Here is a 25476-nt window from a genome sequence, read left to right as displayed (position 1 = left end):
CGGTCAGGCGCGCTCGCTCACCGGCCGGATCTCGCCGTCGGCCAGTCGGCGCCGGTAGCCGAAGAGCTCCCGCTTCACGACCCCGGCCATGATGTAGAGGCCGACGATGTTCGCCAGCGACATCGCGAAGATCATGCTGTCGGAGAACCCGATCACCGCGTCCAGCGTCGACGCGGCGCCGATGATCACGAAGAGGCAGAAGACGACCTTCCAGGTGCGGTCGACCAGCATCGACTCGCCGAAGAGGTAGGTCGCCGCCTTCAGGCCGTAGTAGCTCCAGGCGAGCATCGTGGAGTAGGCGAACAGGATCACCGCGATGGCCAGCACGAACGGGAACCACGAGGCCACCGTCTCGAAGGCCGCCGACGTCGTCTCGACGCCGGGTGCGCTCGACTCGTCGGCGTAGGTGCCGGTGATGACGATCGCCAGGGCGGTCATCGTGCAGATGACGACGGTGTCGATGAAGGGCTCGAGGACGGCGACGTGGCCCTCGGTGGCGGGCTCCTTGGTCTTGACCGCGGAGTGCGCGATCGCGGCGGACCCCAGGCCGGCCTCGTTGCTGAAGGCCGCGCGACGGAAGCCCTGGATGAGGACCCCGACGAGGCCGCCGTAGCCGGCCTCCGGGCTGAACGCCTGGGTGATGATGTCCCACAGCGCGCCGGGCACCGCGCTGAGGTTGGCGAACAGCACCAGCAGGCAGGCGACCACGTAGAAGACCGCCATGAACGGGACGATCTTGTCGGTGACCCGGGCGATGCTCCGGATGCCGCCGATGATCACCGCGCCGACGAGCAGGGCGAGGACGAGCCCGAAGACCGCGCCGGCCGCGCCACCGCCGAGCGGGCCGTCCTCGCCGCCGGTCACCGACTGGGCCTGGGCGAACGCCTGGTTGGACTGGAACATGTTGCCGCCGCCGACGGCCCCGCCGAGGGTGAAGACGCAGAAGAGGACCGCGAGGACCTTGCCCAGCGTGCCGAGGCGGGGGCTCTTCTCCTTGAGGCCCTTGCTCAGGTAGTACATCGGGCCGCCGGAGACCCGTCCGTCCGGGTACTCGTTCCGGTACTTGACACCGAGCGTGCACTCGACGCCCTTGGTGCACATGCCGACGAGCCCGGCGATGACCATCCAGAAGGTGGCACCGGGGCCACCGAGGGAGATCGCCACGGCCACGCCGGCGATGTTGCCCAGGCCGACGGTGCCGGAGACCGCGGTGGCCAGTGCCTGGAAGTGCGTCACCTCGCCGGCGTCGCGCGGGTCGTTGTAGTCACCACGGACCAGTCGGAGTGCCTGCTTGAAGGCCCAGAACTGGAAGCCCCTGAGGTAGATCGTGAAGAAGATCCCGGCGACGACCAGCCACACCACGATCAGTGGCAGCTCGACCCCGTCACCGAGGAAGTCCAGCGGGACGGCGTAGAAGACGATGCCCGAGATGAAGTCCGAGATCGGGGTGAAGAAGTCGTTGACCCGGTCGTCGAAGCTCGCGGCGAGGACTGCGGAGTCGTCCATCACGGCACCACCAGGACGGGGACGGGGGAGAGCTGGATGAGGTGACTGGGGGTGGAGCCGAAGAGCAGCGTGCGCACCCGGCTCTGACCGACGCGGCCGACGGTGATCCAGGCGGCGTCGTTCTCCCGGGCGATGGCGACCAGCGTCTCCGCGGGGTGGCCGTGCCGGACGATCCCCTCGACGGGCACGTCACCGGCCCCGGACAGCCGTGTGACCACCGGTTGCAGCACCTTCTCCCGCGCCGCCGCGGCCTCGCGCTCCTTGTCGATGTGGCGCCGCTCGTTCTCCTCCGCCGGCGTGAAGGAGTACGGCGACCAGGGGACGACACAGGCGAGCACCAGGCGCAGGGAGTGGCGGCGCGCGGCCTCCAGGGCCGCGTCCGCAGCCCTGTTGCTGGCCTCGCTGCCGTCCAGACCCACGACGATCGATGCGGACACGGGCGTACCCCCGGCCTTGGAGTCGATGTGGGCCGACCGTAGGGGAGGCGGCTGGACCGGGCCATTCCACGAACCCGACCGTCGACCGGTCGTCGCCCGGCCGGGACCGTCGGTGCCGGCGGGCAGGATGCCGTCCGTGTCCGTTCCCGACGATGTCGTCGCGGCCGTCCGCGGCGCCTGGTGCCGCGAGACCTGCGACGACAGCGACCTCGCCGACTGGTCCCCGCAGAACCCGGCCCGCGGCCAGTGCGGCGCCACCGCGCTGGTCCTGCACGACCTGCTCGGCGGGGACCTGCTGCTGGCCGAGGTGCTGCTGCCCGACGGGTCGCGGCAGGGGGTGCACTGGTGGAACCGGCTGCCCGACGGCCGCGAGGTCGACCTCACCCGCGGGCAGTTCGCGCCCACCGAGGTCGTCCAGGAGCCGCGGGTCGTCGTCCGCCCGCCCGGGCTGCCCCGCCGCGACCGCGACCAGTACCTGCGGCTGCGCGCGGCGGTGCTCGGCACGCTCGGCGGCCGCGCGGGGGCTCCCGGGTAGCGTCTGACCGCGTGTTCGTCCTGCTCTCCACGAGCGACACCGACCTGCTCTCCGCCCGCGCCAGCGGCGCCGGCTGGCGCCCGGGCAACCCGGTCCGCCTCGGCCACGACGGCATCGCGGCGCTGACCGAGGGCGCCGCGCTCGTCGTCGTCCGGATCCTCGGGGTGCGGCGGCAGTACGAGGAGATGCTCGCGCCGCTGCTGGCCGGGCCGGCGCCGGTCGTCGTCCTCGGCGGGGAGCAGGTGCCCGACGCCGAGCTGATGGAGCTGTCCACCGTCCCGATGGGCGTGGCCACCGAGGCGCACGGCTACCTCGCGCAGGGCGGTCCGGACAACCTCGTGCAGCTGCACCGCTTCCTCTCCGACACGGTGCTGCTCACCGGTGAGGGCTTCGCCCCGCCGTCGGTGGCGCCGGACTGGGGCGTGCTGGAACGCGCCGCGCGCACCTCCGACGGCCCGCGGGCCGCCGTCCTCTACTACCGGGCCCACCACCTGGCCGGGAACACCGCGTTCGTCGAGGCGCTCTGCACGGCGGTCGAGGACGCCGGCGGGCAGGCGCTGCCGGTGTTCGTCAGCTCGCTGCGCAGCGTCCCCGACGACCTGCTCGAGGTGCTCCGCACCGCCGACGCGCTGGTCGTCACGGTGCTCGCCGCCGGCGGCTCCCGGCCGGCCACCGCGTCGGCCGGCGAGGACGACGGCGCCTGGGACGTCGGCCGGCTCGCCGCGCTCGACGTGCCGGTGGTCCAGGGCCTGTGCCTGACCCGCTCGCGGGCCGACTGGCTGGCCGACGACGACGGCCTCTCGCCGCTGGACGTCGGCAACCAGGTCGCGATCCCCGAGTTCGACGGGCGGCTGGTCAGCGTGCCGTTCTCCTTCAAGGAGACCGACGACGACGGCCTCACGCACTACGTCGCCGACCCCGAGCGCGCGGCCCGCGTGGCGGGGACGGCGGTGGCGCACGCCCGGCTGCGGTCGGTGGCGCCCCGGGACCGCCGGATCGTGGTGATGCTGAGCGCCTACCCGACCAAGCACGCGCGGATCGGCAACGCCGTCGGCCTGGACACCCCGGCGTCGGTGGTGCGGCTGCTGGCCGCCATGCACGGCGCCGGCTACGACATCGGCCCGTTCGACGGGCCCGGCGCGCTGCCCGGCGTGGCCGACCTCGACGGCGACGCACTGGTGCACGCGCTCATCGCCGCCGGCGGGCAGGACGCCGACTGGCTGACCGAGGAGCAGCTGTCGGGCAACCCGGTGCGCATCCCGGCCGCCGAGTACCGGCGCTTCTTCGAGACGCTGCCGGCCGACCTGAGGGACGCGGTGGTGCGGCACTGGGGCGAGCCGCCCGGGTCGCTGTTCGTGGACGACTCCGGACCCGACGGCCCGGCCATCGTCTTCGCCGCGCTGCGGGCCGGCAACGTCGTCGTGATGGTGCAGCCGCCGCGCGGCTTCGGGGAGAACCCGATCGCCATCTACCACGACCCCGACCTGCCGCCCTCGCACCACTACCTGGCCGCCTACTGGTGGCTGCGGTCGGAGTTCGGCGCGCACGCGCTGGTGCACGTCGGCAAGCACGGCAACCTGGAGTGGCTGCCGGGCAAGACGGTGGGGCTGTCGGCCTCGTGCGGGCCCGACGCGGCGATCGGCGACCTGCCGCTGGTCTACCCGTTCCTGGTCAACGACCCGGGCGAGGGCTCGCAGGCCAAGCGCCGGGCGCACGCCACGCTGGTCGACCACATGGTGCCGCCGATGGCCCGCGCGGACACCTACGGCGACATCGCGCGGCTGGAGCAGCTGCTCGACGAGCACGCCAACGTGGCGGCGATGGACCCGGCCAAGCTGCCGGCGGTGCGCGCGCAGATCTGGACGCTGCTGCAGGCGGCGAAGCTCGACCACGACCTCGGGCTGGCCGACCGGCCCGACGACGACCACTTCGACGAGATGATCCTGCACGTCGACGGCTGGCTGTGCGAGATCAAGGACTCCCAGATCCGCGACGGCTTGCACGTGCTCGGCGTCCCGCCGTCGGGTCAGGACCGGGTGGACCTGGTGCTGGCGGTGCTGCGGGCCCGCCAGATCTGGGGCGGGTCGGTGGCGCTCCCGGGGCTGCGCGAGGCGCTGGGCCTGGCCGAGGACGGGTCGGCGGGCCTGAGGGCGACCGACGTCGTCGAGTCGCAGGCGGCCGCGCTGGTCTCCGGCATGGAGGACGCCGGCTGGACGACCGGCGCCGTCGGCCCGGTCGTGCGGGAGGTGCTCGGGCGGGAGGACGACGCCGTCGCCGACGTGCTGCGGTTCGCCGTCGACGAGGTGGTGCCGCGGCTGGAGCGCACCACCGACGAGCTCGACGCCACGCTGCACGCCCTCGACGGCGGATACGTGCCGGCCGGGCCGTCGGGCTCGCCGCTGCGCGGGCTGGTCAACGTGCTGCCGACCGGGCGCAACTTCTACTCCGTCGACCCGCGGGCGATCCCGTCGCGGCTGGCGTGGGAGACCGGGCAGGCGATGGCCGACTCGCTGCTGGAGCGCTACCGGGCCGACACGGGGGAGTGGCCGCGGTCGGTGGGCCTGTCGGTGTGGGGGACCTCGGCGATGCGGACCTCGGGCGACGACGTCGCCGAGGTGCTCGCGCTGCTGGGCGTGCGGCCGGTGTGGGACGACGCCTCGCGGCGGGTGACCTCGCTGGAGCCGGTGCCGCCGGCGGAGCTGGGCCGGCCGCGGATCGACGTCACGGTGCGGATCTCCGGCTTCTTCCGGGACGCCTTCCCGCACGTGGTGACCATGCTCGACGACGCGGTGACCCTGGTGGCCGCGCTCGACGAGCCCGCGTCGGAGAACTTCGTGCGGGCCCACGTCGACGCCGACGTCGCGCAGCACGGGGACCGGCGGCGGGCGACCACCCGGGTGTTCGGGTCCAAGCCCGGCGCCTACGGGGCGGGGCTGCTGTCGCTGATCGACTCGCGGGACTGGCGCGGCGACGCCGACCTCGCCGAGGTGTACGCGGTGTGGGGCGGCTACGCCTACGGCCGCGACCTCGACGGCGTGCAGGCCCGCCCGGACATGGAGGCGGCGTACCGGCGGATCGCGGTGGCGGCGAAGAACGTCGACACCCGCGAGCACGACATCGCCGACTCCGACGACTACTTCCAGTACCACGGCGGGATGGTCGCCACGGTCCGGGCGCTGACCGGCGCGGCGCCACGGGCCTACGTCGGTGACTCGACCCGGCCCGAGCAGGTGCGCACCCGGTCGCTGACCGAGGAGACCTCGCGGGTGTTCCGGGCGCGCGTGGTCAACCCGCGGTGGCTGGCCGCGATGCGCCGGCACGGCTACAAGGGCGCGTTCGAGCTGGCCGCCACCGTCGACTACCTGTTCGGCTACGACGCCACGACGGGCGTGGTGGCCGACTGGATGTACGAGAAGCTCACCGAGACCTACGTGCTCGACCCGGAGAACCGCGAGTTCATGGAGCGGTCGAACCCGTGGGCGCTGCACGGCATCGCCGAGCGGCTGCTCGAGGCGGTCGACCGCGGGATGTGGGCCGAGCCGGACCCGGCGCTGCTGGACGGGCTGCGGCAGGCCTACCTCGACACCGAGGGCGACCTGGAGGGCGGCGAGACCCCGGACCGGTCGGGGGCGACCGCCTAGCACCTCCCGTGCGCTGCGTGACGGCGCGCCGAGGCGGGGCGAGGAGGCGCGTGTGATCCGGCCACGGCGGGTAACAGGGACCGCATGGGCATCCTGAACCGACTCCTGGGCACTGCTGAGACCACGGCTCGCCGCGGGGCGGCCGGAGGCCGAGCCGCCGCCGGCCGCGCCACCACCGGACGGGGGATGGCCGGCCGGGGCACGGCGACCGGCCGTGGCATGGGCCGCACGCGGATGGCGAGCGGCACCCCGACCCGTCGCTACGGGCGTGGCGCACCGACCACCGCGGCCTCCGGCGGGCTGGGCCGCCTGCTCGGCTCGCTGACCCGCCGCCGCTGAGGAAGGGCCCCGCTGCCCCCCGCCGCTCGCTCGCGGCGGGGCCCTGCAGCGGGGCCGTTCCGGCAGCTAGGGCACCGAGGCGGCGGCGACCAGCAGCACGACGGTCGCCGCCGCCTCGCCCATCGCCCCCATCACGTCCCCGGTGACGCCGCCGAGGCGCGCCGTCGCGCGGGCGCGGACGAGCTCGGCCGCGAGCAGCCCCGCCACCGCGGCGCCGGCGAGCGCCGCCGCGGCCGCGGGGCCCGCCGTGGCCCACCCTGCCGCCGCGGCGCCGGCCAGCACGAGGACGACCCACCCGGCCAGCCACGGCGCCGACACCGTCCCGGCCACCGCCCGCCCGAGCGCCGAGCCCTCCGCGACCCGGACGCGCGCGAGCCCGGTCCGGGCCATCGCCAGCCGGGCCACGACCACCGCCGTCCACAGCGCGGTCCAGCCGCCGCCGCCGGCCAGCAGGACCGCTGCTGCGGCCGCCTGCAGCAGCAGCACCAGGACCAGGGTCACGACCCCGAACGGGCCGACGTCGCCGCGGTGCATGACCTGCAGCGCCCGCTCCCGGCCGCGCAGCGGACCGAGGCCGTCGGCGGTGTCGGCCAGCCCGTCGAGGTGCAGCGCCCGCGTGAGCCAGGCCAGCACCGCCAGCGCCAGCACCGCCCCGGCCGCCGGGGACACCAGCCGGGCGCCGAGCACGCCGACACCGGCCGCCACCCCGCCCAGGGCCAGCCCGACCAGCGGCGCCCACGGCAGCACCCCGCGGGTCGACGTCGTCCCGACGGCGGGCACGCGGACCACGGTGAGCAGCGCGACCGACTCCAGTGGGCCGGCCCACCACGCGCGCCGCCCGCCTGCCCCTCGCCCGTTCACCGCAGCCGCTGCGGCAGCCCGGCGACGACGAACCACACCTCGTCGGCGGTGCCGGCCAGCCGCTGGTTGACCTCGCCGAGGGTGTCGCGGAACAGCCGGCCCGCTCGGGACTCGGGCACCACGCCCAGGCCCACCTCGTCGCTGACCGCCACCACGTGCGCCGGCGTCATCGCCCACGCGTTGACCAGGGCGTCGACCCGCCCGGCCAGCCGGTCGAGCGCGCCGGGCGCCTCGGCCCACACCCCGGTCTCGTCCATCAGCGCGGCCACCCACGTGGTCACGCTGTCGACGAGCACCGTGCCGCCGCGCAGCAGGTCGCTGGGCGCGGTGGTCTCCAGCGTCGTCCAGCCGTCCGGCCGCCGGGCGCGGTGGGCCGCGACCCGGCGGGTCCACTCGGCGTCGTCCGGCGCCGGTGCCGAGGTGGCCAGGTAGACGACGTCGGCGCGCCCGGCGACCAGCGACTCGGCGTGCGCCGACTTGCCCGACCGCGAGCCGCCGAGCACCAGCACCCGCGCCATCAGACGGCCGCCGCCGTGAGCTCCAGCCGGGTCACCGTGCCGTTGTGCGGGGTCACCGCCGGCATCGCGGCCGGACCGAGCCCGGCGGCCACCGCCTGCGCCGCCCGGATCGTGTCGCCGTGGGTGACCAGCGCGACCACGTCGGCCGGGGGCCGCGCGGTCAGCTCCGCCAGGAGGCCCGCGACCCGGGCGTGCAGCTCGGCCAGGCTCTCGCCGCCCTCGGCCGACCAGTGCGGATCGGTCCAGTCGACGACGTCCCACAGCTCCCGCGACGGCCGCCCCTCCAGGACGCCGTACCCCTGCTCGCGCAGCGCCGGGGTGGTGGTAAACGGCAGCCCGGTGGCGCGGGCGCAGTGCTCGGCGGTCTGCACCGCGCGGCGCAGGTCGCTCGACAGCATCGCGCCGGGGCGCAGCCGGCCCAGCTCGCGGGCGGCTCCGGCGGCCTGCTCGTGCCCGAGCGCGGTGAGCGGCACGTGCGCGGTCTGGCCCTGCATCAGCCCCGCGGCGTTCCACTCGCTCTGGCCGTGCCGGACGAGGAGGAGGGTGAGCGGGCGGGCCATGGTGGTCGCCGAGCGTAGGACAGGCCACCGCGGCCGCCCGCGCCGGTGCTCGTACCGTCGGGGCGTGACCATCCCCGTCCGTCCCGGTGCCGGCCGCACCGCTCCGCGGGCCGCGGCCCGGCCCGCCGGCCCCGACCCGCTCGCCCCGCTGCTCGACCTGCCCGGCGTCCGCGAGGCCGCCGAGTCCGCGCGTGGCGGCATCGACCGGCTGCTGGCCCACCGGCTCATGCGCAACCGGTCGGCGGAGGTCAGCACCGAGTCGGCGCTGCGGGGCGCCCGCGCGTCGGCCGCGCTCGACGGGGTCGACGTCGCGCTGGCCGACCTGCGCGCGGGCTCGGTCGAGGACCCGGTCGTCCAGGGGTCGCTGCGCGTCTCGGTCGGGCTGGGCGCCATGGTCGACACGTGGTCGAGGGCGCCGGGCCAGGTGCTCGCCCGGCTGCACGTCCTCGCCGCCGCCGACCTCGTCGACCGCAGCGACCTCGGCCGTCCCGCGCCGCACGCCGGCCCGCGCCTGGGCGGGCTGTTCCAGGTCGTCACCGGCACCTCGACCGTGCCGGCGGTGCTGGTCGCCGGGCTGGTGCACGGCGAGCTCGCCGCGCTGGCGCCCTTCGGCACGGCTGATGGCGTGGTCGCCCGCGCGGCCGGCCGGCTCACCGTCATCGGACGGGGCCTGGACCCGAAGGCGGTGTCGGTCCCCGAGGTCGGGTTCCTGGAGCTCGGGGTCGAGGCCTACCGCGAGCGGCTGGCCGGTTACGCCTCCGGCGCCCCCGAGGGCGTGGCCGCCTGGCTGGTGCACTGCTGCCGGGCCACCGAGCTCGGCGCCCGCGAGGGCCTGGCCATCGCCGAGGCCATCCTGCGCGGCTGAGCTCGGCCGGGGTCCGGCGGCTCGGCTCCTCCTGCACCCGGCCGCGGCCCGGGGGACAGTGGCCGCATGCGCTCCCTCGACGTCGACGGGCTCGGCCGCGTCAGCCGCATCGGCCTGGGCACGTGGCAGTTCGGCTCCCGGGAGTGGGGCTACGGCGAGGGCTACGCCTCCGGCGCCGCGCGCGACATCGTGCGCCGCGCCCTCGACCTCGGCGTCACCCTGTTCGACACCGCCGAGGTCTACGGGTTCGGCCGCAGCGAGCGGATCCTCGGCGAGGCCCTGGGCGACCGGCGCAGCGTCGTCGTCGTGGCCTCGAAGCTCCTGCCGGTGGCGCCGTTCCCGCCGGTGGTGCGCCACCGGCTCGAGGGCAGCGCCCGGCGGCTCGGCCTGCGCACCGTGCCGCTCTACCAGGTGCACCAGCCCAACCCGGTCGTGCCCGACACCGTGACCATGCCGGGCCTGCGGGGGCTGCTCGACGAGGGCCGCATCCGCGCCGTCGGCGTCTCCAACTACTCGCTGCGGCGGTGGCGGGCCGCCGACGCGGCGCTCGGCCGGCCGGTGATCAGCAACCAGGTGCACTTCTCGCTCGCCCGGCCCGCCGCGCTCGACGACCTGGTGCCCTTCGCCCAGCGCGAGGGCCGCGTGGTGATCGCCTACAGCCCGCTGGCGCAGGGCCTGCTCGGCGGGCGGTACGACGTCGACCACCGGCCCGGCGGGGTGCGGGCGGCCAACCCGCTGTTCGGCACCGAGAACCTGCGCCGCGCCCGGCCGCTGGTCGAGGCGCTGCGCGAGGTCGCCGGCGCCCACGGGGTGCAGCCCGGGACGGTCGCGCTGGCCTGGCTGGTCTCGCTGCCGCGGGTCGTCGTGATCCCGGGCGCCTCGAGCGTGGCGCAGGTGGAGGCCAACGCGGCGGCCGGCGACCTGGAGCTGCGCGCGGACGAGGTGGCGGCGCTGACCGCGGCGGCGCGGGCGTTCACGCCGGTCTCGGCCGCGCGCAGCCTCGTGGACGGCGTCCGGGAGCGTCTCGGGGTCTGAGCTCAGGCCCCGCGCCGTCGCCGGCGCGCAGCCGGCACGGGTGCCGGCACCGCCACGGCGGACGCGGCCGGGACGACGCGCAGGGCCCGCCGCCGGGCGTACCAGGCGAGCCCCACGACCGCCGCGCCCATCGCCGCCGCGCCCGTGACCACCGGGACCGGCGGTGTGCCGAAGCGGCTGCGCATGGACACCGGCCGGGTGAACTGCAGGACCGGCCAGCCGCGCTCGGCGGCGACCCGGCGCAGTGCCCGGTCGGGGTTGACCGCCGTGGGGTGCCCGACGGCCGACAGCATCGGCAGGTCGGTGACCGAGTCGCTGTAGGCGAAGCAGTCAGCCAGGTCGTAGCCGCTCTCGGCGGCCACCTGCCGCATCGCCTCGGCCTTGTTCTCGCCGTAGGCGTAGAACTCGATCTCCCCGGTGTAGCGGCCCTCGGCCCGCACCATGCGGGTGGCCACGACGCGGTCGGCGCCGAGCATCTCGCCGATCGGTCCCACCATCTCCGCGCCACTGCTGGAGACGATGACGATCTCCCGGCCGGCCGCCCGGTGGGACTCGATCAGGTCGGCGGCCTCGGCGTAGACCAGCGGGTCGACCACCTCGTGCAGCGTCTCGCTGACGATCTCGTGCACGGTGGCGACATCCCAGCCGGTGGCCATCCGGGTGATCTGCGCGCGCAGCCGTTCCATCTGCTGCGCGTCGGCGCCGGCGCGGGAGAAGACCAGCTGCGCGTAGGCGCCCTTGAGCACGGCACGGCGGTTGATCAGGCCGCCGGCGAAGAAGGGCCGGCCGAAGGCCAGGGTGCTGGACTTGGCGATGACCGTCTTGTCCAGGTCGAAGAACGCCGCAGCGCGGGTCACGGTTCACGACTGTAGGGGAGCGGGGGCCGGTGACGACCCGCCTCGCGTCGTCCACACCCCAACGGGTCGTCCACAGGTCACCCGGCCGGGGCCCGCGGGGCTCCGCCGTGCGCTGGGCTCGGCCGCGTGTCCCCGCGTCCCGCCCCGCCGCCCTCCTCCCGGCCGGTCGTCGTCAGCTCCGACGAGGACCTGCTCGACGACCTGCTGCGCGTCCTCGCCGTGGCCGGCACCGAGCCGGAGGTCGCCACCGGCGGTCCCGCGCTGCGGCGCGCCTCCCGGGACGCCGGGCTGGTCCTGCTCGGCGCCGACGCGCTCGGGCTCCCCGCGGTGCGGGCGCTGCCCCGGCGTCCCGGCGTGGTGGTCGTCGCGGCCGGGGTGCCGGCCGCGCCGGTCTGGGCGGCGGCGGTCGAGCTCGGGGCCGAGCGGGTCGTGGTCCTGCCCGACGACGAGGCGTGGCTGGCCGCCCGCGCCGCCGACGCCGTCCGCTCGCCGGTCGAGCGCGGATGGCTGGCCGTGGTCGGCGGCAGCTGCGGCGGGGCCGGCGCCAGCACCCTGGCGACCGCGCTGGCGCTCACCGCCGCGGAGTCCGCCGACGGCGTCCTGCTCGTGGACGCCGACGCCTGCGGTGGTGGGCTGGACCTGCTGCTGGGCGCCGAGGACGCCGACGGCCTGCGCTGGCCCGCGCTCGCCGGGCTCCGCGGGCGGGTCGCCGGCGAGGCGCTGCTGGCCGCGCTGCCCGAGGTCGAGGGCGTCACGGTGCTGGCCGCGGCGCGCGACGATGCCGCACCGGTGCCCGCCGCGGCGCTGACGGCGGTCGTCGAGGCGGCCCGCGGGTGCGGCCGGCCGGTGGTGGTCGACCTGCCGCGGCCGACCGGACCCGCCGACGCGACGGCTGCCGCGGTGCTCGCCGAGGCCGACCTCGCGGCGCTGCTCGTGCCCGCCCGGCTCCGGGCGGTCTCCGCGGCCCGGCTGCTGCTGACCGGTGCGCCGGAGGAGCCGGCGCCGTGGAGTGCGGCCCGGGTGGTGGTCCGCGAGGTCCCCGGTGGCCTGTCCGCGGCCGAGGTGGCCGCGGTGACCGGCCGGCCGGTGCTGGCCGGCCTGGCACACGACCGCGGTGCCCTGGCCCGCGGCGAGCGGGGCGAGCCGCCCTCGGTGACACCGCGCAGTCCCCTGGGATCGGTCGCCCGGCGACTGCTCGGCGAGCTCGTGCGGGCGGAGCGGGCGGCGTGAGCGGGCTGCCGCTGGTCGAGCGGGTGCGCGCCCGACTGGCGCTGGAGCCGGGCCCGCCCAGCCGCGCCACGGTCGCCGCGCTGGTCCGCGACGAGGCCGGGCTGGTGGGCGACGCCGAGGTCCTCGACGCGGTGCGGGACGCCGTGGCCGAGCTGGCCGGGGCCGGACCGCTGGAGCCGCTGCTGCGCGAGCCCGGCGTCACCGACGTCCTGGTCAACGGCCCCGCGGCGGTCTACGTCGACCGGGGCAGCGGGCTCGAGCGCTCCCTGGTCCGCTTCCCCGACGAGGACGCCGTCCGACGGCTGGCGGTGCGGCTGGCAGCCAGCGCCGGACGCCGGCTCGACGACGCCGCGCCCTGGGTGGACGCCGGCCTGCCCGACGGCACCCGCCTGCACGCGGTGCTCCCGCCGGTGTCGGGCGGGGGCACCTGCCTGTCGCTGCGGGTCCTGCGCCGCGCCCGCCTCGGCCTCGACGACCTCGCCGCCCGCGGCACGCTGCCCGGGGAGTCGGCCGGGCTGCTGCGTGCCGTGCTGCGGGCCCGGCTGGCCTTCCTCGTCACCGGCGGTACCGGGTCGGGCAAGACCACCCTGCTCGCGGCCCTCCTCGGCGAGCTGCCGGCGGCGGAGCGGCTGGTGCTGTGCGAGGACGCGCCCGAGCTCGCGCCGGCGCACCCGCACGTCGTCCGGCTGCTCACCCGCCCGGCCAACGTCGAGGGCGCGGGACGGGTGACCCTGCGCGACCTGGTGCGCCAGGCGCTGCGGATGCGGCCCGACCGGCTGGTCGTCGGCGAGGTGCGCGGCGCCGAGGTCGCCGACCTGCTCGCGGCCCTCAACACCGGTCACGACGGCGGCTGCGGCACCCTGCACGCCAACCGGCCCGGCGAGGTGCCCGCGCGACTGGAGGCGCTCGGCGTGGCGGCGGGCCTGGACCGGCGGGCGGTGCACAGCCAGGCGGCGGCCGCGCTGGCCGTGGTCGTCCACCTCCGCCGCACCCCCGAGGGCCGGCGGGTGGAGGAGATCGGGGTGGTGCGTCGCGACGGTGACTGGGTGGTGGTGGAGCCCGGCTGGCGCGCCGACGGCGGCCCGTGCCCGGGCGCCGGGCGGCTGGCCGCACTCCTCGAGGGCGGGAGCGCGGGATGAGCGCGGCGCTGGTCCTGGTCGCGGTCGCGCTGCTGCTGTGGCCCGGCCGGGTGGCGGAGCGCCGGCACCGGCTGCGCCGGCTGGTCGGGCCCGGGCCGGGGCCGGGGGTGCGGGCGCGGGCCGCCGCGGTCCCCGCGTCGGCCTGGCCGGTGCCGGCGGCCGTGCTCGGCGTGCTCGCGGGTGCCGCGGGGGGCACGCCGCTGGTCGCGGTCCTGGCCGGCGCAGCCGCGGCGGTCGCGGCGAGGGGCTTCGTCCGGACGCGGGCCCGCCGGACGCAGGAGGCCCGGGTCGACGCGCTCACCGACGCGCTCGGTGCCGTGGCCGCGGAGGTACGCGCCGGCCGGCCGCTCGCGACGGCCACCACGTCGGCCCTGGCCGGCTGCCCCGACGGCGACCTCGCGCGTGGCCTCGCCGGGGCGCTGCGGGCACCGGCGGCGGCCGGCGCCCCGGCGGTCCCCGGGACCGACCTCGACCGGGCGCTGGCACGGGTGGCCGCGGCCGTGCTGCTCAGCGAGCGCACCGGCTGCTCGCTGGCCGCGGTCGTGGCGGCGGTCGAGGACGACCTGCGCGCCCGCCGGCGGCAACGGCAGGAGCTGCGGTCGGCGACCGCCGGCCCGCGGGCCAGCGCTGCGCTGCTCGCCGGGCTGCCGCTGCTCGCGCTGGCGATGGGCAGCGGCATCGGCGCCGATCCGTGGGCGGTGCTCACCACGACCGCGGCCGGGCAGGTGCTGCTCGTCGCGGGCGTCGCCCTGGAGGGAGCCGGACTGGCCTGGTCGGCGCGGCTGGTCCGCCGGGCGGCGGGGGACGCGACGGCGTGAGCGCGAGCCTGGTCCTGCTGTCCGCGGCGCTGCTGCTGTGGCCGTCGCCGACCGCCCGGCGGGCGGCGCGGGTGCGGGCCGTGGCCGGACGCCCTCCCGCGCACCCGGAGGCGAGGCCGCCGCGCCCGGCGGCGGTGCGCCGCCTGCTGCTGCCCGGGACGGCCGGGGTGGCCGTCGCGCTGCTGGTCGGGGGACCGCCGGGGGCGGCGCTGGGCGTGGTGGCCGGGGTGTTCGCCGACCGGGTGCTGCGGCGGAGCGGGCCGGTCGACACCCCGGGCGCCGGGGGAGGAGCCGAGCTGCCGGTGGCCTGTGACCTGCTCGCCGTCTGCCTCGCGGCCGGGCTGCCGGTCGGCGGCGCGCTGGGCGCGGTGGCGACGGCGCTGCCCGGGCCCACGGGAGGCGCCCTCGCGGCGGTCGCGGGCCGGATGCGGCTGGGCGCCGCCCCCCACGCGGCCTGGGCCGGCGCCCCCGCCGGGCTGGCCGGGCTGGGCCGCGTGCTGGTGCGCGCGGGGGAGTCGGGGGCGGCGGCGGTCCCCGCCCTGCGCGTGCTGGCCGCCGAGGCCCGTCAGACCGCCCGCAGCGACGCCGAGGCCGCGGTGCGGCGGGCCGGCGTGTGGGTGCTCGCGCCGCTGGGCGCCTGCTTCCTGCCGGCCTTCGTCTGCCTCGGCATCGCGCCGATGGTCATCGGCATCGCCGGGCAGGTCTTCGGGTGACCGGGTAATCGGGGGACCCGGTCGGCGGTCGGTCGCGCTCAGCGCCGCCCGGCGGCGAACGACGAGGTGGCGTGCGGGACGAAGGAGGGGGCCAGCGACCAGGAGGCCGGGATCGACCGGGGCGCCGCGCCGCCGGCCGGCGCCAGGTCGAGCACCATGCGGGTGGGCTGGAAGGCCTCCGCGTAGCCGATCCGCGCCTGCGCGCCCCAGTGCCGGGCGGAGGCGACGACCGCGTCGGGCTCGACCATCGCCGACCGCTCCACCTGCGAGGCGTGGGCGGCCAGCGCGGCGAGCTTGCCGGTGAGGTGGGCGGTCACGTCGACGTAGACGGTCGGCGCGAAGCCCAGGGTCGACGGGCTCTGGTAGTGCAGCACCCGCGGCAGGCGGCGGGCCGCACCGAGCGTGGCGGCCGCGACGGCGCGGTGGTCCTGGTGGCTGTCGTCGGGAGCGTGCACGTAGACCAGGTCGGCCGCGGTGGCCTCCAGGACCTGCTCGATCCGGCGGATCGCCGCCGAGTCCGCGACCACCTCGCAGTCGTGCAGGCCGCCCCAGACCAGGTCGGCGCCGAGCACCCGGGCCGCCCGCTCCTGCTCGGTGCGGCGACCGGCGACCTGCGGCCCGTTGCCCGGGCCGTTCTCACCGCCCGTCATGACCAGCACCGTCACCGTGTCACCGGCCGCGACGTGCGCCAGCAGGGCGCCTCCGCAGCCCAGCTCGACGTCGTCGGGGTGTGCCCCGATGGCCAGGACGCTGCGTCCCGTGCTCCGCGTGCCCGCGCCGTCCATCGTCCGCCGTCCTGTCCGTCCGGGGCGGTTCCCCGCCCGACGTCTCTGCATCGGCGGACCCGGCTGCGCCCTCCATCCCGGCCGGCGGTTCCTCCCCCGTCGGGGGGAGATCCGGTCGTGCACGACGGATCGGCCGGCGGCGGAACGGGTCAGCCCGCGACGACCGCCCCCGCGCCGAGGACGGTGAGGGCCAGGGCGGCCGCGGCGGGGAAGTCGTCCGTGACCGCCCAGGCGGAGGGCCGGTCGGGAGCCGACGCGTACTCCCCCTGGCGCACCCGGATGGCCCGGGCGCCGACCGCGACCGCGACCGCGACGTCCTTGCCCGGGCGGTCACCGACGACCAGGACGCGCTCGGCGGGTACGCCGAGCCGGCCGGCCAGCACCCGCAGTCCCTCGGGAGCCGGTTTGCGGGCCGCACGGCCGCCGAGGGCGTCGGTGACCAGCACCTCGGACAGCAGGGACGTCAGGCCCGTCGCGGCGAGCTTGGCCGCCTGGATGACCGGGTTGCCGTCGGTCAGGCATCCCACCGGGACCACCCGCCCGAGCTCGGCCAGCGCCGGGGCGACGCCCGGGTAGGGGGCCAGGGACACGGGCGCGTGTGCGGTGAAGGCGGCCACCAGCGCCGGGACCAGCCCGGGCAGGTCGGCGGCGGGCACCCCCACGGCCAGCAGCGCGCGGTCGATCGTCCCGCCGCGGTCGGACCCCGCCGCCAGCTCCCGGAGCAGGGCGGCGTGCACCCGCGCGCCGTCCAGCCCGGCCGCGGCAGCGGCGGCCCCGACGTCGGCCGCCGCACCGGCCAGGTAGGCCGCCTGCGGGTAGAGCGTGTCGTCGAGGTCGACCACGACAGCCAGCGGCGGCGGCCCGTGCCAGGACGGCGCCGCGGTCACCACGGCAGCCGGCCGTCGGTGAAGTCGGGCTCCTCCAGGGTCAGCAGGGCGTCGGTCGCCTCGTCGGCGAGGAGGGCGGCCACCTGCGCGCCGGTGGTGCCGTCGCCGTAGGGGCAGGGGAGGGCTGCCGCGCGGGCCTGTCCCTCCGCGCCGGTGTGCCGGGCCGCGGCGGCGAGCACGGCGTCGGCGGCCGAGTCGTCGGCCAGCCCGGCCAGCGTCGTCGTCCCGGCCTCCACGCCCTCCCACCGCGGGGTCGAGCCGCGGAGGACGACGACGGGCACGCCCAGGAACGCCGCCTCCTCCTGGATGCCGCCGGAGTCGGTGACCGCCAGCCGCGCCGAGGCCAGGGCGGCCAGCAGCGCGTCGTGGCCGACCGGGCCGGTCCGGGTGATCGCCGGGTGCTCGAGCTCGGCGTCCAGGCCGGCGACCGCCAGCCGGGCCGCGGTCCGCGGGTGCACCGGGAAGGTCACCGGCCCGACGTCGTCGGCCAGCGCGCGGACGACGCCGACCAGCCGCTTCAGCCGCACCGGGTCGTCGACGTTGGTGGGGCGGTGGGCGGTGACCAGGACCCCTTCGCGCTCCGCCACGGGCACCGGCCGCACGTCCCGGGTCACCAGCGTGTCGACCACCGGGTTGCCGACCACGAACACCCGCTCGGCGGGCACCCCCTCGGCGGCCAGGAACGCCGCCGCGCGCCGGGTGGGCGCCAGGTGCAGCGCGGCGACCGCCGCGGCCACCCGCCGGTTGACCTCCTCCACGCTGCGCGGGTTGAGGCTGCGCAGCCCGGCCTCGAGGTGCGCGAAGGGCACACCGGCGCCGCGTGCGGCCAGGGCGTAGGCGGGGACGGTGTTCGTGTCACCGAGGGCGAGCACGACGTCGGGCCGGAACCGGGCCACCGTGCGCGCCGCGTCGGCGTGCAGGGCGCCGTACCGCGCGGCCGGGTCGCCGGCGGGCAGGTCGAACCGGCAGGTCGGCGCCAGCCCGAGGGTCTGCTGCAGGCGCGTGGACAGGTCCGGGTCGGTGTGCTGGCCGGTGTCGACCACGTCGACCCGGTGCCCCGCGGCGGTCAGCGCCCGCACCACGGGCGCGAGCTTGACCACCTCCGGTCGGGTCCCGAACGGCACCAGCACGTGCCGGGCGCGGGTCACGCCCGGACCGCCGCGGCGGTGCACGGGTCGGTCACCGGGGTGCCGTCGTCGGCGGTGTAGGTCTCGGCGAAGTAGCGGCTCATCCGGACGCCGGGGGTGAACCACAGGGGCGGGAGCACGGCACCGGGCTCGCGGATGCCGGTCAGGTGGGCGCTGACCACGTCGGCGCCGGCGGCCAGGGTCAGCGGCAGCCCGCCGGAGAAGCGGGGGTTGACCTCCACCACCGTGGCCCGGCCGTCGTCGGCCACGAAGCCCTGCACGTTCGCCGGGCCGGTGAGCCGCACTGCCTCGAGCGCGGCGGCCACCACCGCGGTCACCTCGGCCGAGTCGAAGGTGGTGCCCTTCACCGAGATGCCCGCGCGGGTGTCGTCGCGCCAGCGCGGCACCACGGTGACCAGCTCTCCGTCGCGGCCGACGAGGGCGTCGGCGGTGAACTCGCGCCCCGACAGCCGGGTCTGGGCGATCAGCGCGGCGTCGGCGCGCATGGCCTCGACGACGTCGGAGCGCACGTCGAGCAGCCGGACCCCGCGGCTGCCGCGCCCGGCGCGGGGCTTGACCACCCAGGGCCCGGGGACGGTGACCAGCCCGGCGGGGGTGTCGGTGGTCGCGGGGTGCGGCACGCCCGCGGCGCGCAGCGCGCGGGCGAAGGCGGCCTTGTCGCAGCAGATCTCGACCGCTGACACGTCGGGCAGCCAGGTCGCCACGCCGGCCGCGGCCAGCCGGTCGGCGCCCGCGGCGAGGGCGGGCAGCTCCTCGGCGACCGTGCCGATGAGCGCGTCGGCGCCGTGCGCGCCGGCCAGCGCCACGAGGGCGTCGACGAAGCGGACGTGGTCGGCGCGGGGGACGACGGCGCCGACGGTGGCCAGCGCCGCTCCCGCGGCGGTCGCGTCGGCGTCCACCCCGACCACGCGGTGGCCCAGCGCCGTCAGCCGGCGGACGACGGCGACGCCGGCCGGGCCGCCGGCGCCGGTGACGATCACCGCGGGCGCGCCGCGCCGCTCGTGCTCGCCGGCGGGTGGGGGGACAGGAGCGGGCGGCCGGGTCGGGAGGGTCGAGGTCACCGGGGCGTCTCCGGGGGGTGCGGGGCGGACGGGCGGGCGAAGCTGCGGGGCGCCGCGGACCCGGCGGGGTGCGCGGAACCGTCCGGCGGCGGCGTGAGGCCACGCGGGGGCGTGGCCGGCGGCACGGGGATCCGGGCCACCACGACCGGGGCGACGTCGTCCGCGGACGGGCCGCCGAGGGCGGACGGGGGTGCCGCGGGCCGGGCCAGCAGCCAGCCGCGGGCCCACAGCCGCAGCGCGGCCACCCGGTGGTCGGTCACCGGCTCCCACTGACGCGCGGCGACCGCGTCGGCGAGGGCGTCGAGGACGAGGGGGTCGGACTCGTAGGTCGCGACGGCCACGAGCGTGGCGGCGTGCGCGCCGAGCCCGTCGGCGGCCAGGGCGTGCACCTGCTCGACCCGCTGGGCGGCCGGCAGGTGGCCGAGCCGGTAGTCGACGCGGGCGGCCTCGCGGCGCGCGGCCAGCCAGGCGGAGAGCCGCCGGGGCAGCACGTGCCGGTGCAGCAGGCCGGTGACGGTCGTCCGCCGGCGGCGGGCCTCGACGTCCTCGGCGTCGGCGGTGCGGTAGCCGAGACCGGGCCGCGCCCAGCTGTCGGGGCGGCGGGCGGTGTGCCGGCCCTCGACGTCCTGCTCGGCCCGCTCGGCGGCGGGCAGGGTGACCCAGACCATCACCAGGAAGCCGCCGAGGGTGGCGACGAGGTTCCACACGGTGCCCACCCAGTCGTGGAACAGGACCAGCGCGCCCTCGCCCCACTGCAGGCCCGCCAGGGCTGACAGCAGCAGCCGGCCGTGGTTGAGCAGCACCACGGCGAGGACGGCGACGACCAGGCCGCCGAGGGCGTGCAGTCCGCGGCTGCGCAGGACCACCGCGGTCAGGGCGACCAGCCCGAGGACCGACAGGACCGACGAGCACGATGCCGTGACCACCGCGTCGATCACCTCGCCGTCGCCGCGGAAGAGCAGGACGTGACCGGGCAGCACGCCCGAGGACCAGGTGGGGTCCAGCCACCCGAGCACCACGGCGACGGCGCGGGCCTCGAGGACTTGCAGTGGCCCCGACAGGGTGGCGAAGCCGGCGACGCAGATCACCGCGGCGAGCGCGAGGTCGAGCAGGACCGGCAGCAGCCGTCCCCGCGTCCCGCGCGAGAGCCGTCGCCGTCCGAGCGCGGGTGCGGTGGTCACCGGTCCTCCGAGGGCAGGGCGAACGACCGCGGGCGCGCCGGCGACGCGGCCACGGCCGGGGCGGAGGGAGCCGCGGCGGGCCGCCGCACCGTCGAGGTGGCGCCGGAGCGCGAGGTCTTCACCCAGCTGTAGGGCCGGCCGAGCATCCCGTCGAGGTAGGCGCGCGAGGTGATCCAGATCGACAGCGCGAAGGCCGGCAGGAAGCCCAGCAGCCGCCAGGCCGAGCGGCGCTCCACGCGGCCGACCAGCAGGCCGACGCACAGCTCGGCCAGCGGGCCGATGAACAGCAGCATCGACAGCGGCAGCAGCCCGACGACCGGGAGGTCGCCCACCCCCGCGGCGCGCAGCACCGTGAGCAGCAGACCCAGCCCGCTGAGCACCGGGACGTGGTAGACGCCGAGGAACAGCGTCGTCTCGACCTTCTCCAGCGGCGACAGGTGCGGCGAGCGCATCAGCGGGCGCCAGTGGTCGCGCAGGCACTTCTGGTGGCCGCGGGCCCACCGGTAGCGCTGCTTCCAGAAGCGCTGGGCGCTGACCACCGCCTCCTCGAAGTCGATGGCCGAGACGTCGTAGCGGACCCGCTGGCCCCGCAGCAGGATGCGCAGGGTCAGGTCGGTGTCCTCGGTGACCGTCTCGGGGTTCCAGCCGCCGAGCGCCCGCAGCGTCGAGGTCCGCACGGCGCAGTTGGCGCCGCCGTAGGCGGGCAGCTCGAACAGCGCCTGCCGGCCGTACTCGTTGACGAGGTAGCCGGAGAGGTAGTCGAGGAAGACGGTGCCGGCCATGGAGGAGTCCTGGCCGTTGCGGATGACGCACCGGCCCATCACCGCGCCGACGACGGGGTCGCGGAAGTGCCGCACCAGCCGCCGCAGCGCCGTCGGCTCCGGCTCGTGGTCGGCGTCGAAGACGAGCACGATCTCGGCGTCGACGAGGGCCAGTGCCTCGTTCAGGGCGCCGGACTTGCCGCCGCCGGCGCCGGGGAGCCGGTGCAGCACGCGCAGCCGCGGCTCCCGGGCGGCCCAGGCGTCGAGCTTCGCGCCGGTCGCGTCGGCCGAGCCGTCGTCGACGACGACGAGCGTGAGCCGGTCGGCCGGGTAGTCCAGGGCCAGCAGTGCCGTCACCATCCCGTCGACGACGAGTTCCTCGTCCTTGCAGCCGACGAGGACGGCGACCGGCGGCGTGTAGGCGTCCAGGCCCACGTCGGCGGCCAGCAGGTCGCGCTCGGCCCACCGAGCCGCGGCCACCGCGAAGGCGAGGTGCCGGCAGAAGTAGACGCCGAAGACGACGTTGAGCGCGCCGGCGAGGACCCCGAGGGTCGGGTCGAGGCCGAACAGTGCGACCGCCGCGGCCAGGGCGAGGACGTAGGCGACGAGGACGAGCGGGCGGCCCTCGGGGCGGTCGGTGCCGTGCGCCACGGATCCTCCTCCCGCGTCGTGCCCGGCGGTGCGGCTGCGCCACCTCATGGCTGGATCGGCAGTCGTGCTGCCGTCCTGAAGTGGAAGCGGACGCGCCGACGGCACCGCGTGTGCCGTCCACAGGCCTCCCGGCCGTCCACAGGTCCGCTCCGGGCCTGGAGCGCGTGCGGCGGGCGCGGCGAGGGTCGGGGCCGCGCCCCGTGCGGGGCCGCCGACCGAGGAGGACCTGCGATGACCGCCATCCCGCCCGAGCCCGCCGCACCTGCCGACGACGCACCGCGCCGCCGCGGCCTGGCCGCGCGGTGGGCCCGCCTGCGCGCCGACGCCGAGGCCGGCATGAGCACCGCCGAGTACGCGGTCGGCACGGTCGCCGCGTGCGCCTTCGCCGCCGTGCTCTACCGGGTGGTCACCGGCGGGTCGGTCGTCACCGCGCTCGGGGACCTCGTCTCGTCCGCGCTGCAGGTGCTGTCCTGACCCGCCGGGCACGGCGGCGCGACGGACGGACGAGGGGCGGGGCGGGCGGCGAGGCCGGGATGGTCACCGCCGAGACGGCCGTGGTGCTGCCCGTGCTCCTGCTGGTCCTGGCGGCGGTCGTCGCGGCGGTGCTGGTGGTCGGGGCGCAGCTGCGCTGCGTGGACGCCGCGCGCGAGGGCGCCCGGGCCGCCGCCCGCGGGGAGGACCCGGCCACCGTCCGCGCCCTCGTCGCGCGGATCGCGCCCGACGCGGCGGTCACGGCCGTCAGCGTCGGCGGCGGCGAGGTCCGGGTGACCGTCCGCGCGGAGGTCGCGCCGGTGGGGCCGGTGTCGCCCGGGATCGGCGTCGGCGCCACCGCGGTCGCCCGGGTCGAGCCCGGGGTCGTCGGGTGAGCGACGGCGAGCGGGGGTCGGCAACGGTGTGGACCGTCGCGCTGGCCGGTGTGCTGGCGGCCGTGGGGATGGCCGCCGTGCTGCTCGGGGCCGCGGCCACCGCGCGCCACCGCGCCGGCACCGCGGCCGACCTCGCGGCCCTCGCGGCGGCCGGCGCGGCGGTGACCGGGGACCCCGCGGCCTGCACCGTGGCCGCCGCCGTCGCCCGCGACAACGGCGCCGCGCTCGTCGCCTGCGCGGTCGACGAGGGCGCGGTGGTCGAGGTGACCGCCGAGGTGGGCGTCCGGCTGGGACCGCTCGGCGTCCGGCGCGCGCAGGCCACGGCCCGTGCCGGGCCCGTCCCGCCCGACGTGCCCGCGCCGGGGGATCCCGCCGGGTCAGAAGACGAGGTCGTCCTCGACGGGGCGGACGTCGCGCCCGGCGTCCTCGGCGGTCCGGTGGCCCTCCACGGCCGGGGCAGGGGGATGGGCCGGGGGCCCGGTGGCGACCTCCACCGCCCCCGTCCCCGCCTCGTCCGCGGCGGCCAGCTCGTCGAGCACCACGTCGAGCACGCGCACCGCACCGGCCTTGTCCAGCGGGTCGTTGCCGTTGCCGCACTTGGGCGACTGGACGCAGGACGGGCAGCCGCTGTCGCACTCGCAGCTGGCCACGGTGGCCCGGGTGGCGGTGAGCCAGCGCCGCAGGGCCGCGAACCCCCGCTCGGCGAACCCGGCGCCACCGGGGTGGCCGTCGTAGACGAACACCGTGGCGGTGCCGGTGTCGGGGTGCAGCGCCGTCGACAGCCCGCCGAGGTCCCAGCGGTCGCAGGTGGCCAGCAGCGGCAGGATGCCGATCGCCGCGTGCTCGGCGGCGTGCAGCGAGCCGGGCAGCGACAGGTCGTCGACGGCGGCGCGCGCGACGGCGTCCGCGTCCAGGGTCAGCCAGACGGCGCGGGTGCGCAGCTGGCGGGCCGGCAGGTCGAGCGGGAACTCGGCGAGCACCTCACCGGTCCCGGCCCGCCGCCGCTGGTAGGCGACCACCTGGTTGGTGACGTCGACGACGCCGGTGTGCGCCGTGACGGTGCCCAGCCGCCGGACGCGGTCGGTACCGACGATGCCCAGGTCGGTGACGTCCCGCGCCACGGTGGTCCACTCGGGGCTCTCGGCGTGCACGACCGCGCAGGCGTCCTCGAGGTCGAGCTCGTCGACGACGAAGGTGTCGCCGCGGTGGACGTAGAGGGCGCCGGTGTGCACCGTCGCGTGCGCGGCGCCGCCGTCGACGGTGCCGAGCAGACGGCCGGTGCCGCCCTCGATGATCGCCACCGGCTCCCCGCCGCTGCCGCGGATGTCGACGTCGGGCCGCCCGCGCCCCGCCCAGTACCAGCCGGCCGGTCGCCGTCGCAGCTGACCGGCCGCGACCAGCTCGTCGAGCCGGGCCTCGGCCACCGCGCCCCCGAAGTCCGACAGGTCGGCTGGCGTGAGGGGGAGCTCGGCCGCCGCGCAGCAGAGCTGGGGGCCGAGGACGTAGGGGTTGGCCGGGTCGGTGACCGTGGCCTCGACCGGACGACCGAACACCGCCCGCGGGTGGTGGGCCAGGTAGTGGTCCAGCGGGTCGTCGCGGGCGACGAAGACGACCAGCGACTCGCGCTGGGCACGCCCGGCCCGGCCCGCCTGCTGCCACAGCGAGGCCAGCGTCCCCGGGTAGCCGGCCAGCACCACCGCGTCGAGGCCGGCGATGTCGATGCCGAGCTCGAGGGCGTTGGTGGTGGCCACGCCCAGCAGCTCCCCGCAGGACAGCGCCCGCTCGAGCTCCCGGCGTTCCTCGGGGAGGTAGCCGCCGCGGTAGGAGTCCACCCGCCGGGCCAGGTCACCCCGGCCGCGGTCCTGCAGCAGGCGCCGGGCCTGCTCGGCCACCGACTCGGCGCTGCGCCGCGACCGCACGAACGCCAGCGTCCGGGCGCCCCGCTCGACCAGGTCGGCCAGCAGCCCGGCGGCGTCCGCCGCCGCCGACCGACGCAGGGGGGCGCCGTGCTCGCCGGTCCGCTCCGTCAGCGGCGGCTCCCACAGCGCGAAGGTCGCGCCGGGGCGCGGCGACCCGTCCTCGGTGACCGCCACGACGGGCGCACCGACCAGCCGAGAGGCGGCCGCCGCGGGCTCGGCCACCGTGGCCGAGGCCAGGACGAACACCGGGTCGGCGCCGTAGCGGCGGCAGATGCGGCGCAGCCGGCGCAGGACGTGACCGACGTGCGAGCCGAAGACCCCGCGGTAGGCGTGGCACTCGTCGATGACGACGTAGGCCAGCCGGCGCAGCGTCGAGGACCACCGCTGGTGCGCCGGCAGCACGCCCCGGTGGAGCATGTCCGGGTTGGTGACGATCCACCGTGAGTGACGGCGCACCCAGTCCCGCTCCTCGGCCGGGGTGTCGCCGTCGTAGGCGGCCGGGCGCACTGACGGGTCGGCCAGCGTGGCCACCGAGGTCAGCTGGTCGCGGGCCAGGGCCTTGGTCGGCGCCAGGTAGAGCACGCAGGCCCGCGGGTCCTCGGCCAGGCGGGTCAGCGCGGGCAGTTGGTAGGCCAGCGACTTGCCCGAGGCCGTGCCCGTGGCGACCACCACCGAGGTGCCGTCGTGAGCGAGCTCCGCGGCCTCCACCTGGTGCCGCCACGGCTGGGCAACGCCCTTCTCCTCCAGCCGCGCCCGCAGGCCCGGGTCGACCCACGCCGGCCACGGCAGCGTCCGGGACGCACGCACCGGCAGGTGGTGCACGTGCGTGACCGGCTGCTCCTCCTCGGGCGTGCCGGCGAGCAGGTCCTCGAGCAGCTCGGCCCCGGGCAGGACGCCGCCGGGCCGCGCCGCGGCGCCGTGCCCCTCCGCGGCGCCGTGCCCCTCCGCGGCGCCGTGCCCCTCCGCGGCGCCGTGCCCCTCCGCGGCGCCGTGCACCTCCACGGCGTCGGGTGCGGCACCCGGGCGCTCGTCGCCCCCTGGGATCCCCTCGCGGCCGGATGGGGGAGCAGCCGGCCGGACCGGGTGGAGCGCGGTCACCCCTCCACTGTCACACCCCGAGGCAACCCACCGCGGACCGCCCTCGCGGTGAGCGACCGGAGCAC

At 77.7% G+C, this 25476-nt stretch carries 24 protein-coding genes and 1 pseudogene; 12 read left to right on the top strand and 13 right to left on the bottom strand.

The window, feature by feature from the left end:
- Nucleotides 1-3: 3 nt before the first annotated feature.
- Complete coding sequence (locus ACI78U_RS10115) at nt 4-1506, bottom strand: alanine/glycine:cation symporter family protein (protein WP_456875176.1); 1503 nt, start codon at nt 1504-1506, stop codon at nt 4-6.
- Nucleotides 1506-1943, bottom strand: coding sequence for a universal stress protein (locus ACI78U_RS10110; RefSeq protein ID WP_456875175.1), 438 nt, complete (start codon nt 1941-1943; stop codon nt 1506-1508). Before ACI78U_RS10110 ends, ACI78U_RS10115 begins: the two co-directional genes overlap by 1 nt.
- 136 nt (nt 1944-2079) lie before the next feature.
- Here ACI78U_RS10110 and ACI78U_RS10105 point away from each other — a divergent pair, with 136 nt between their 5' ends.
- From ACI78U_RS10105 to ACI78U_RS10095, 3 genes are all read left to right on the top strand, one after another.
- On the top strand, nt 2080-2478 hold the full coding sequence (locus tag ACI78U_RS10105; RefSeq protein WP_456875174.1) for a YunG family protein: 399 nt from the start codon (nt 2080-2082) through the stop codon (nt 2476-2478).
- Between the two features lie 11 nt (nt 2479-2489).
- On the top strand, nt 2490-6119 hold the full coding sequence (gene cobN, locus ACI78U_RS10100; protein WP_456875173.1) for a cobaltochelatase subunit CobN: 3630 nt from the start codon (nt 2490-2492) through the stop codon (nt 6117-6119).
- 84 nt (nt 6120-6203) lie between these two features.
- Entirely contained in the window at nt 6204-6458 is a 255-nt protein-coding gene (locus ACI78U_RS10095) for a hypothetical protein (RefSeq protein WP_456875172.1), read from the top strand.
- Between the two features lie 66 nt (nt 6459-6524).
- On the opposite strand, the gene ACI78U_RS10090 is transcribed toward ACI78U_RS10095, so the two are convergent.
- From ACI78U_RS10090 to ACI78U_RS10080, 3 genes are read right to left on the bottom strand one after another with little or no spacing between them, the layout of a single operon-like run.
- Entirely contained in the window at nt 6525-7319 is a 795-nt protein-coding gene (locus ACI78U_RS10090; RefSeq protein WP_456875171.1) for an adenosylcobinamide-GDP ribazoletransferase, read from the bottom strand.
- A complete protein-coding gene (cobU, locus tag ACI78U_RS10085) occupies nt 7316-7837 on the bottom strand; it encodes a bifunctional adenosylcobinamide kinase/adenosylcobinamide-phosphate guanylyltransferase (RefSeq protein ID WP_456875170.1) in 522 nt (173 codons plus the stop codon). Before cobU ends, ACI78U_RS10090 begins: the two co-directional genes overlap by 4 nt.
- Nucleotides 7837-8397, bottom strand: coding sequence for a histidine phosphatase family protein (locus ACI78U_RS10080; protein WP_456875169.1), 561 nt, complete (start codon nt 8395-8397; stop codon nt 7837-7839). Before ACI78U_RS10080 ends, cobU begins: the two co-directional genes overlap by 1 nt.
- Before the next feature lie 64 nt (nt 8398-8461).
- Between ACI78U_RS10080 and ACI78U_RS10075 the strand changes: the two genes are divergently transcribed.
- Nucleotides 8462-9262: an oxidoreductase gene (locus ACI78U_RS10075; RefSeq protein ID WP_456875168.1), complete on the top strand. Its 801-nt coding sequence runs from the start codon at nt 8462-8464 to the stop codon at nt 9260-9262.
- 66 nt (nt 9263-9328) lie between these two features.
- Nucleotides 9329-10297, top strand: a complete 969-nt coding sequence (locus ACI78U_RS10070; RefSeq protein ID WP_456875167.1) for an aldo/keto reductase — start codon at nt 9329-9331, stop codon at nt 10295-10297.
- A 2-nt stretch (nt 10298-10299) separates the two neighbouring features.
- On the opposite strand, the gene ACI78U_RS10065 is transcribed toward ACI78U_RS10070, so the two are convergent.
- Entirely contained in the window at nt 10300-11154 is an 855-nt protein-coding gene (locus ACI78U_RS10065; RefSeq protein WP_456875166.1) for an HAD family hydrolase, read from the bottom strand.
- Between the two features lie 126 nt (nt 11155-11280).
- Here ACI78U_RS10065 and ssd point away from each other — a divergent pair, with 126 nt between their 5' ends.
- The 4 genes from ssd to ACI78U_RS10045 are packed head-to-tail and all read left to right on the top strand — an operon-like array spanning nt 11281 to nt 15054.
- Nucleotides 11281-12384 carry a septum site-determining protein Ssd gene (gene ssd, locus ACI78U_RS10060; protein ID WP_456875165.1) on the top strand — a complete coding sequence of 368 codons (1104 nt, stop codon included), beginning with the start codon at nt 11281-11283 and terminating at the stop codon, nt 12382-12384.
- Nucleotides 12381-13523, top strand: coding sequence for a TadA family conjugal transfer-associated ATPase (locus tag ACI78U_RS10055; RefSeq protein WP_456875164.1), 1143 nt, complete (start codon nt 12381-12383; stop codon nt 13521-13523). The genes ssd and ACI78U_RS10055 overlap by 4 nt, the downstream gene beginning before the upstream one ends.
- Nucleotides 13520-14341: a type II secretion system F family protein gene (locus tag ACI78U_RS10050; RefSeq protein WP_456875163.1), complete on the top strand. Its 822-nt coding sequence runs from the start codon at nt 13520-13522 to the stop codon at nt 14339-14341. The genes ACI78U_RS10055 and ACI78U_RS10050 overlap by 4 nt, the downstream gene beginning before the upstream one ends.
- On the top strand, nt 14338-15054 hold the full coding sequence (locus tag ACI78U_RS10045) for a type II secretion system F family protein (protein ID WP_456875162.1): 717 nt from the start codon (nt 14338-14340) through the stop codon (nt 15052-15054). Before ACI78U_RS10050 ends, ACI78U_RS10045 begins: the two co-directional genes overlap by 4 nt.
- A 38-nt stretch (nt 15055-15092) precedes the next feature.
- Here ACI78U_RS10045 and ACI78U_RS10040 read toward each other — a convergent pair whose 3' ends face one another.
- The 6 genes from ACI78U_RS10040 to ACI78U_RS10015 all read right to left on the bottom strand — a co-directional run bounded on the left by ACI78U_RS10040 (nt 15093) and on the right by ACI78U_RS10015 (nt 21528).
- Nucleotides 15093-15839 (bottom strand): PIG-L deacetylase family protein, encoded by a 747-nt coding sequence (locus tag ACI78U_RS10040; RefSeq protein ID WP_456875161.1) that lies wholly within the window; start codon nt 15837-15839, stop codon nt 15093-15095.
- A 149-nt stretch (nt 15840-15988) separates the two neighbouring features.
- Nucleotides 15989-16726 carry an HAD family hydrolase gene (locus ACI78U_RS10035; RefSeq protein WP_456875160.1) on the bottom strand — a complete coding sequence of 246 codons (738 nt, stop codon included), beginning with the start codon at nt 16724-16726 and terminating at the stop codon, nt 15989-15991.
- On the bottom strand, nt 16723-17874 hold the full coding sequence (gene wecB / locus ACI78U_RS10030) for a non-hydrolyzing UDP-N-acetylglucosamine 2-epimerase (RefSeq protein WP_456875159.1): 1152 nt from the start codon (nt 17872-17874) through the stop codon (nt 16723-16725). The genes ACI78U_RS10035 and wecB overlap by 4 nt, the downstream gene beginning before the upstream one ends.
- A complete protein-coding gene (locus tag ACI78U_RS10025; protein WP_456875158.1) occupies nt 17871-18935 on the bottom strand; it encodes an ATP-grasp domain-containing protein in 1065 nt (354 codons plus the stop codon). Before ACI78U_RS10025 ends, wecB begins: the two co-directional genes overlap by 4 nt.
- The gene (locus ACI78U_RS10020) at nt 18932-20116 is read right to left on the bottom strand and encodes a hypothetical protein (protein WP_456875157.1); all 1185 of its coding nucleotides are present in this window, start codon (nt 20114-20116) and stop codon (nt 18932-18934) included. The genes ACI78U_RS10025 and ACI78U_RS10020 overlap by 4 nt, the downstream gene beginning before the upstream one ends.
- Complete coding sequence (locus tag ACI78U_RS10015; RefSeq protein WP_456875156.1) at nt 20113-21528, bottom strand: glycosyltransferase; 1416 nt, start codon at nt 21526-21528, stop codon at nt 20113-20115. The genes ACI78U_RS10020 and ACI78U_RS10015 overlap by 4 nt, the downstream gene beginning before the upstream one ends.
- A 231-nt stretch (nt 21529-21759) precedes the next feature.
- Between ACI78U_RS10015 and ACI78U_RS10010 the strand changes: the two genes are divergently transcribed.
- The 3 genes and pseudogenes from ACI78U_RS10010 to ACI78U_RS10000 form a co-directional block, all read left to right on the top strand.
- The gene (locus ACI78U_RS10010) at nt 21760-22002 is read left to right on the top strand and encodes a DUF4244 domain-containing protein (RefSeq protein WP_456875155.1); all 243 of its coding nucleotides are present in this window, start codon (nt 21760-21762) and stop codon (nt 22000-22002) included.
- A gap of 59 nt (nt 22003-22061) precedes the next feature.
- Complete coding sequence (locus ACI78U_RS10005) at nt 22062-22394, top strand: TadE family type IV pilus minor pilin (RefSeq protein ID WP_456875154.1); 333 nt, start codon at nt 22062-22064, stop codon at nt 22392-22394.
- Nucleotides 22391-22720 (top strand): annotated as a pseudogene (locus ACI78U_RS10000) (Rv3654c family TadE-like protein); the annotation flags it as partial. The gene ACI78U_RS10005 and the pseudogene ACI78U_RS10000, both read left to right, overlap by 4 nt.
- A 51-nt stretch (nt 22721-22771) precedes the next feature.
- Here ACI78U_RS10000 and ACI78U_RS09995 read toward each other — a convergent pair.
- A complete protein-coding gene (locus ACI78U_RS09995) occupies nt 22772-25411 on the bottom strand; it encodes a DEAD/DEAH box helicase (protein WP_456875153.1) in 2640 nt (879 codons plus the stop codon).
- Nucleotides 25412-25476: the final 65 nt, after the last annotated feature.

This window comes from Geodermatophilus sp. SYSU D00710, assembly GCF_054050195.1.
This window is presented reverse-complemented; position numbering and strand designations above follow the sequence as displayed.

Excerpts from the sequence above, each read along its gene's own strand:
- ACI78U_RS10115 (WP_456875176.1), bottom strand. The coding sequence starts at position 1,506 with ATGGACGACTCCGCAGTCCTCGCCGCGAGCTTCGACGACCGGGTCAAC.
- ACI78U_RS10095 (WP_456875172.1), top strand. The coding sequence starts at position 6,204 with ATGGGCATCCTGAACCGACTCCTGGGCACTGCTGAGACCACGGCTCGC.
- cobU (WP_456875170.1), bottom strand. The coding sequence starts at position 7,837 with ATGGCGCGGGTGCTGGTGCTCGGCGGCTCGCGGTCGGGCAAGTCGGCG.
- ACI78U_RS10080 (WP_456875169.1), bottom strand. The coding sequence starts at position 8,397 with ATGGCCCGCCCGCTCACCCTCCTCCTCGTCCGGCACGGCCAGAGCGAG.
- ACI78U_RS10070 (WP_456875167.1), top strand. The coding sequence starts at position 9,329 with ATGCGCTCCCTCGACGTCGACGGGCTCGGCCGCGTCAGCCGCATCGGC.
- ACI78U_RS10050 (WP_456875163.1), top strand. The coding sequence starts at position 13,520 with ATGAGCGCGGCGCTGGTCCTGGTCGCGGTCGCGCTGCTGCTGTGGCCC.
- ACI78U_RS10040 (WP_456875161.1), bottom strand. The coding sequence starts at position 15,839 with ATGGACGGCGCGGGCACGCGGAGCACGGGACGCAGCGTCCTGGCCATC.
- ACI78U_RS10010 (WP_456875155.1), top strand. The coding sequence starts at position 21,760 with ATGACCGCCATCCCGCCCGAGCCCGCCGCACCTGCCGACGACGCACCG.
- ACI78U_RS10005 (WP_456875154.1), top strand. The coding sequence starts at position 22,062 with ATGGTCACCGCCGAGACGGCCGTGGTGCTGCCCGTGCTCCTGCTGGTC.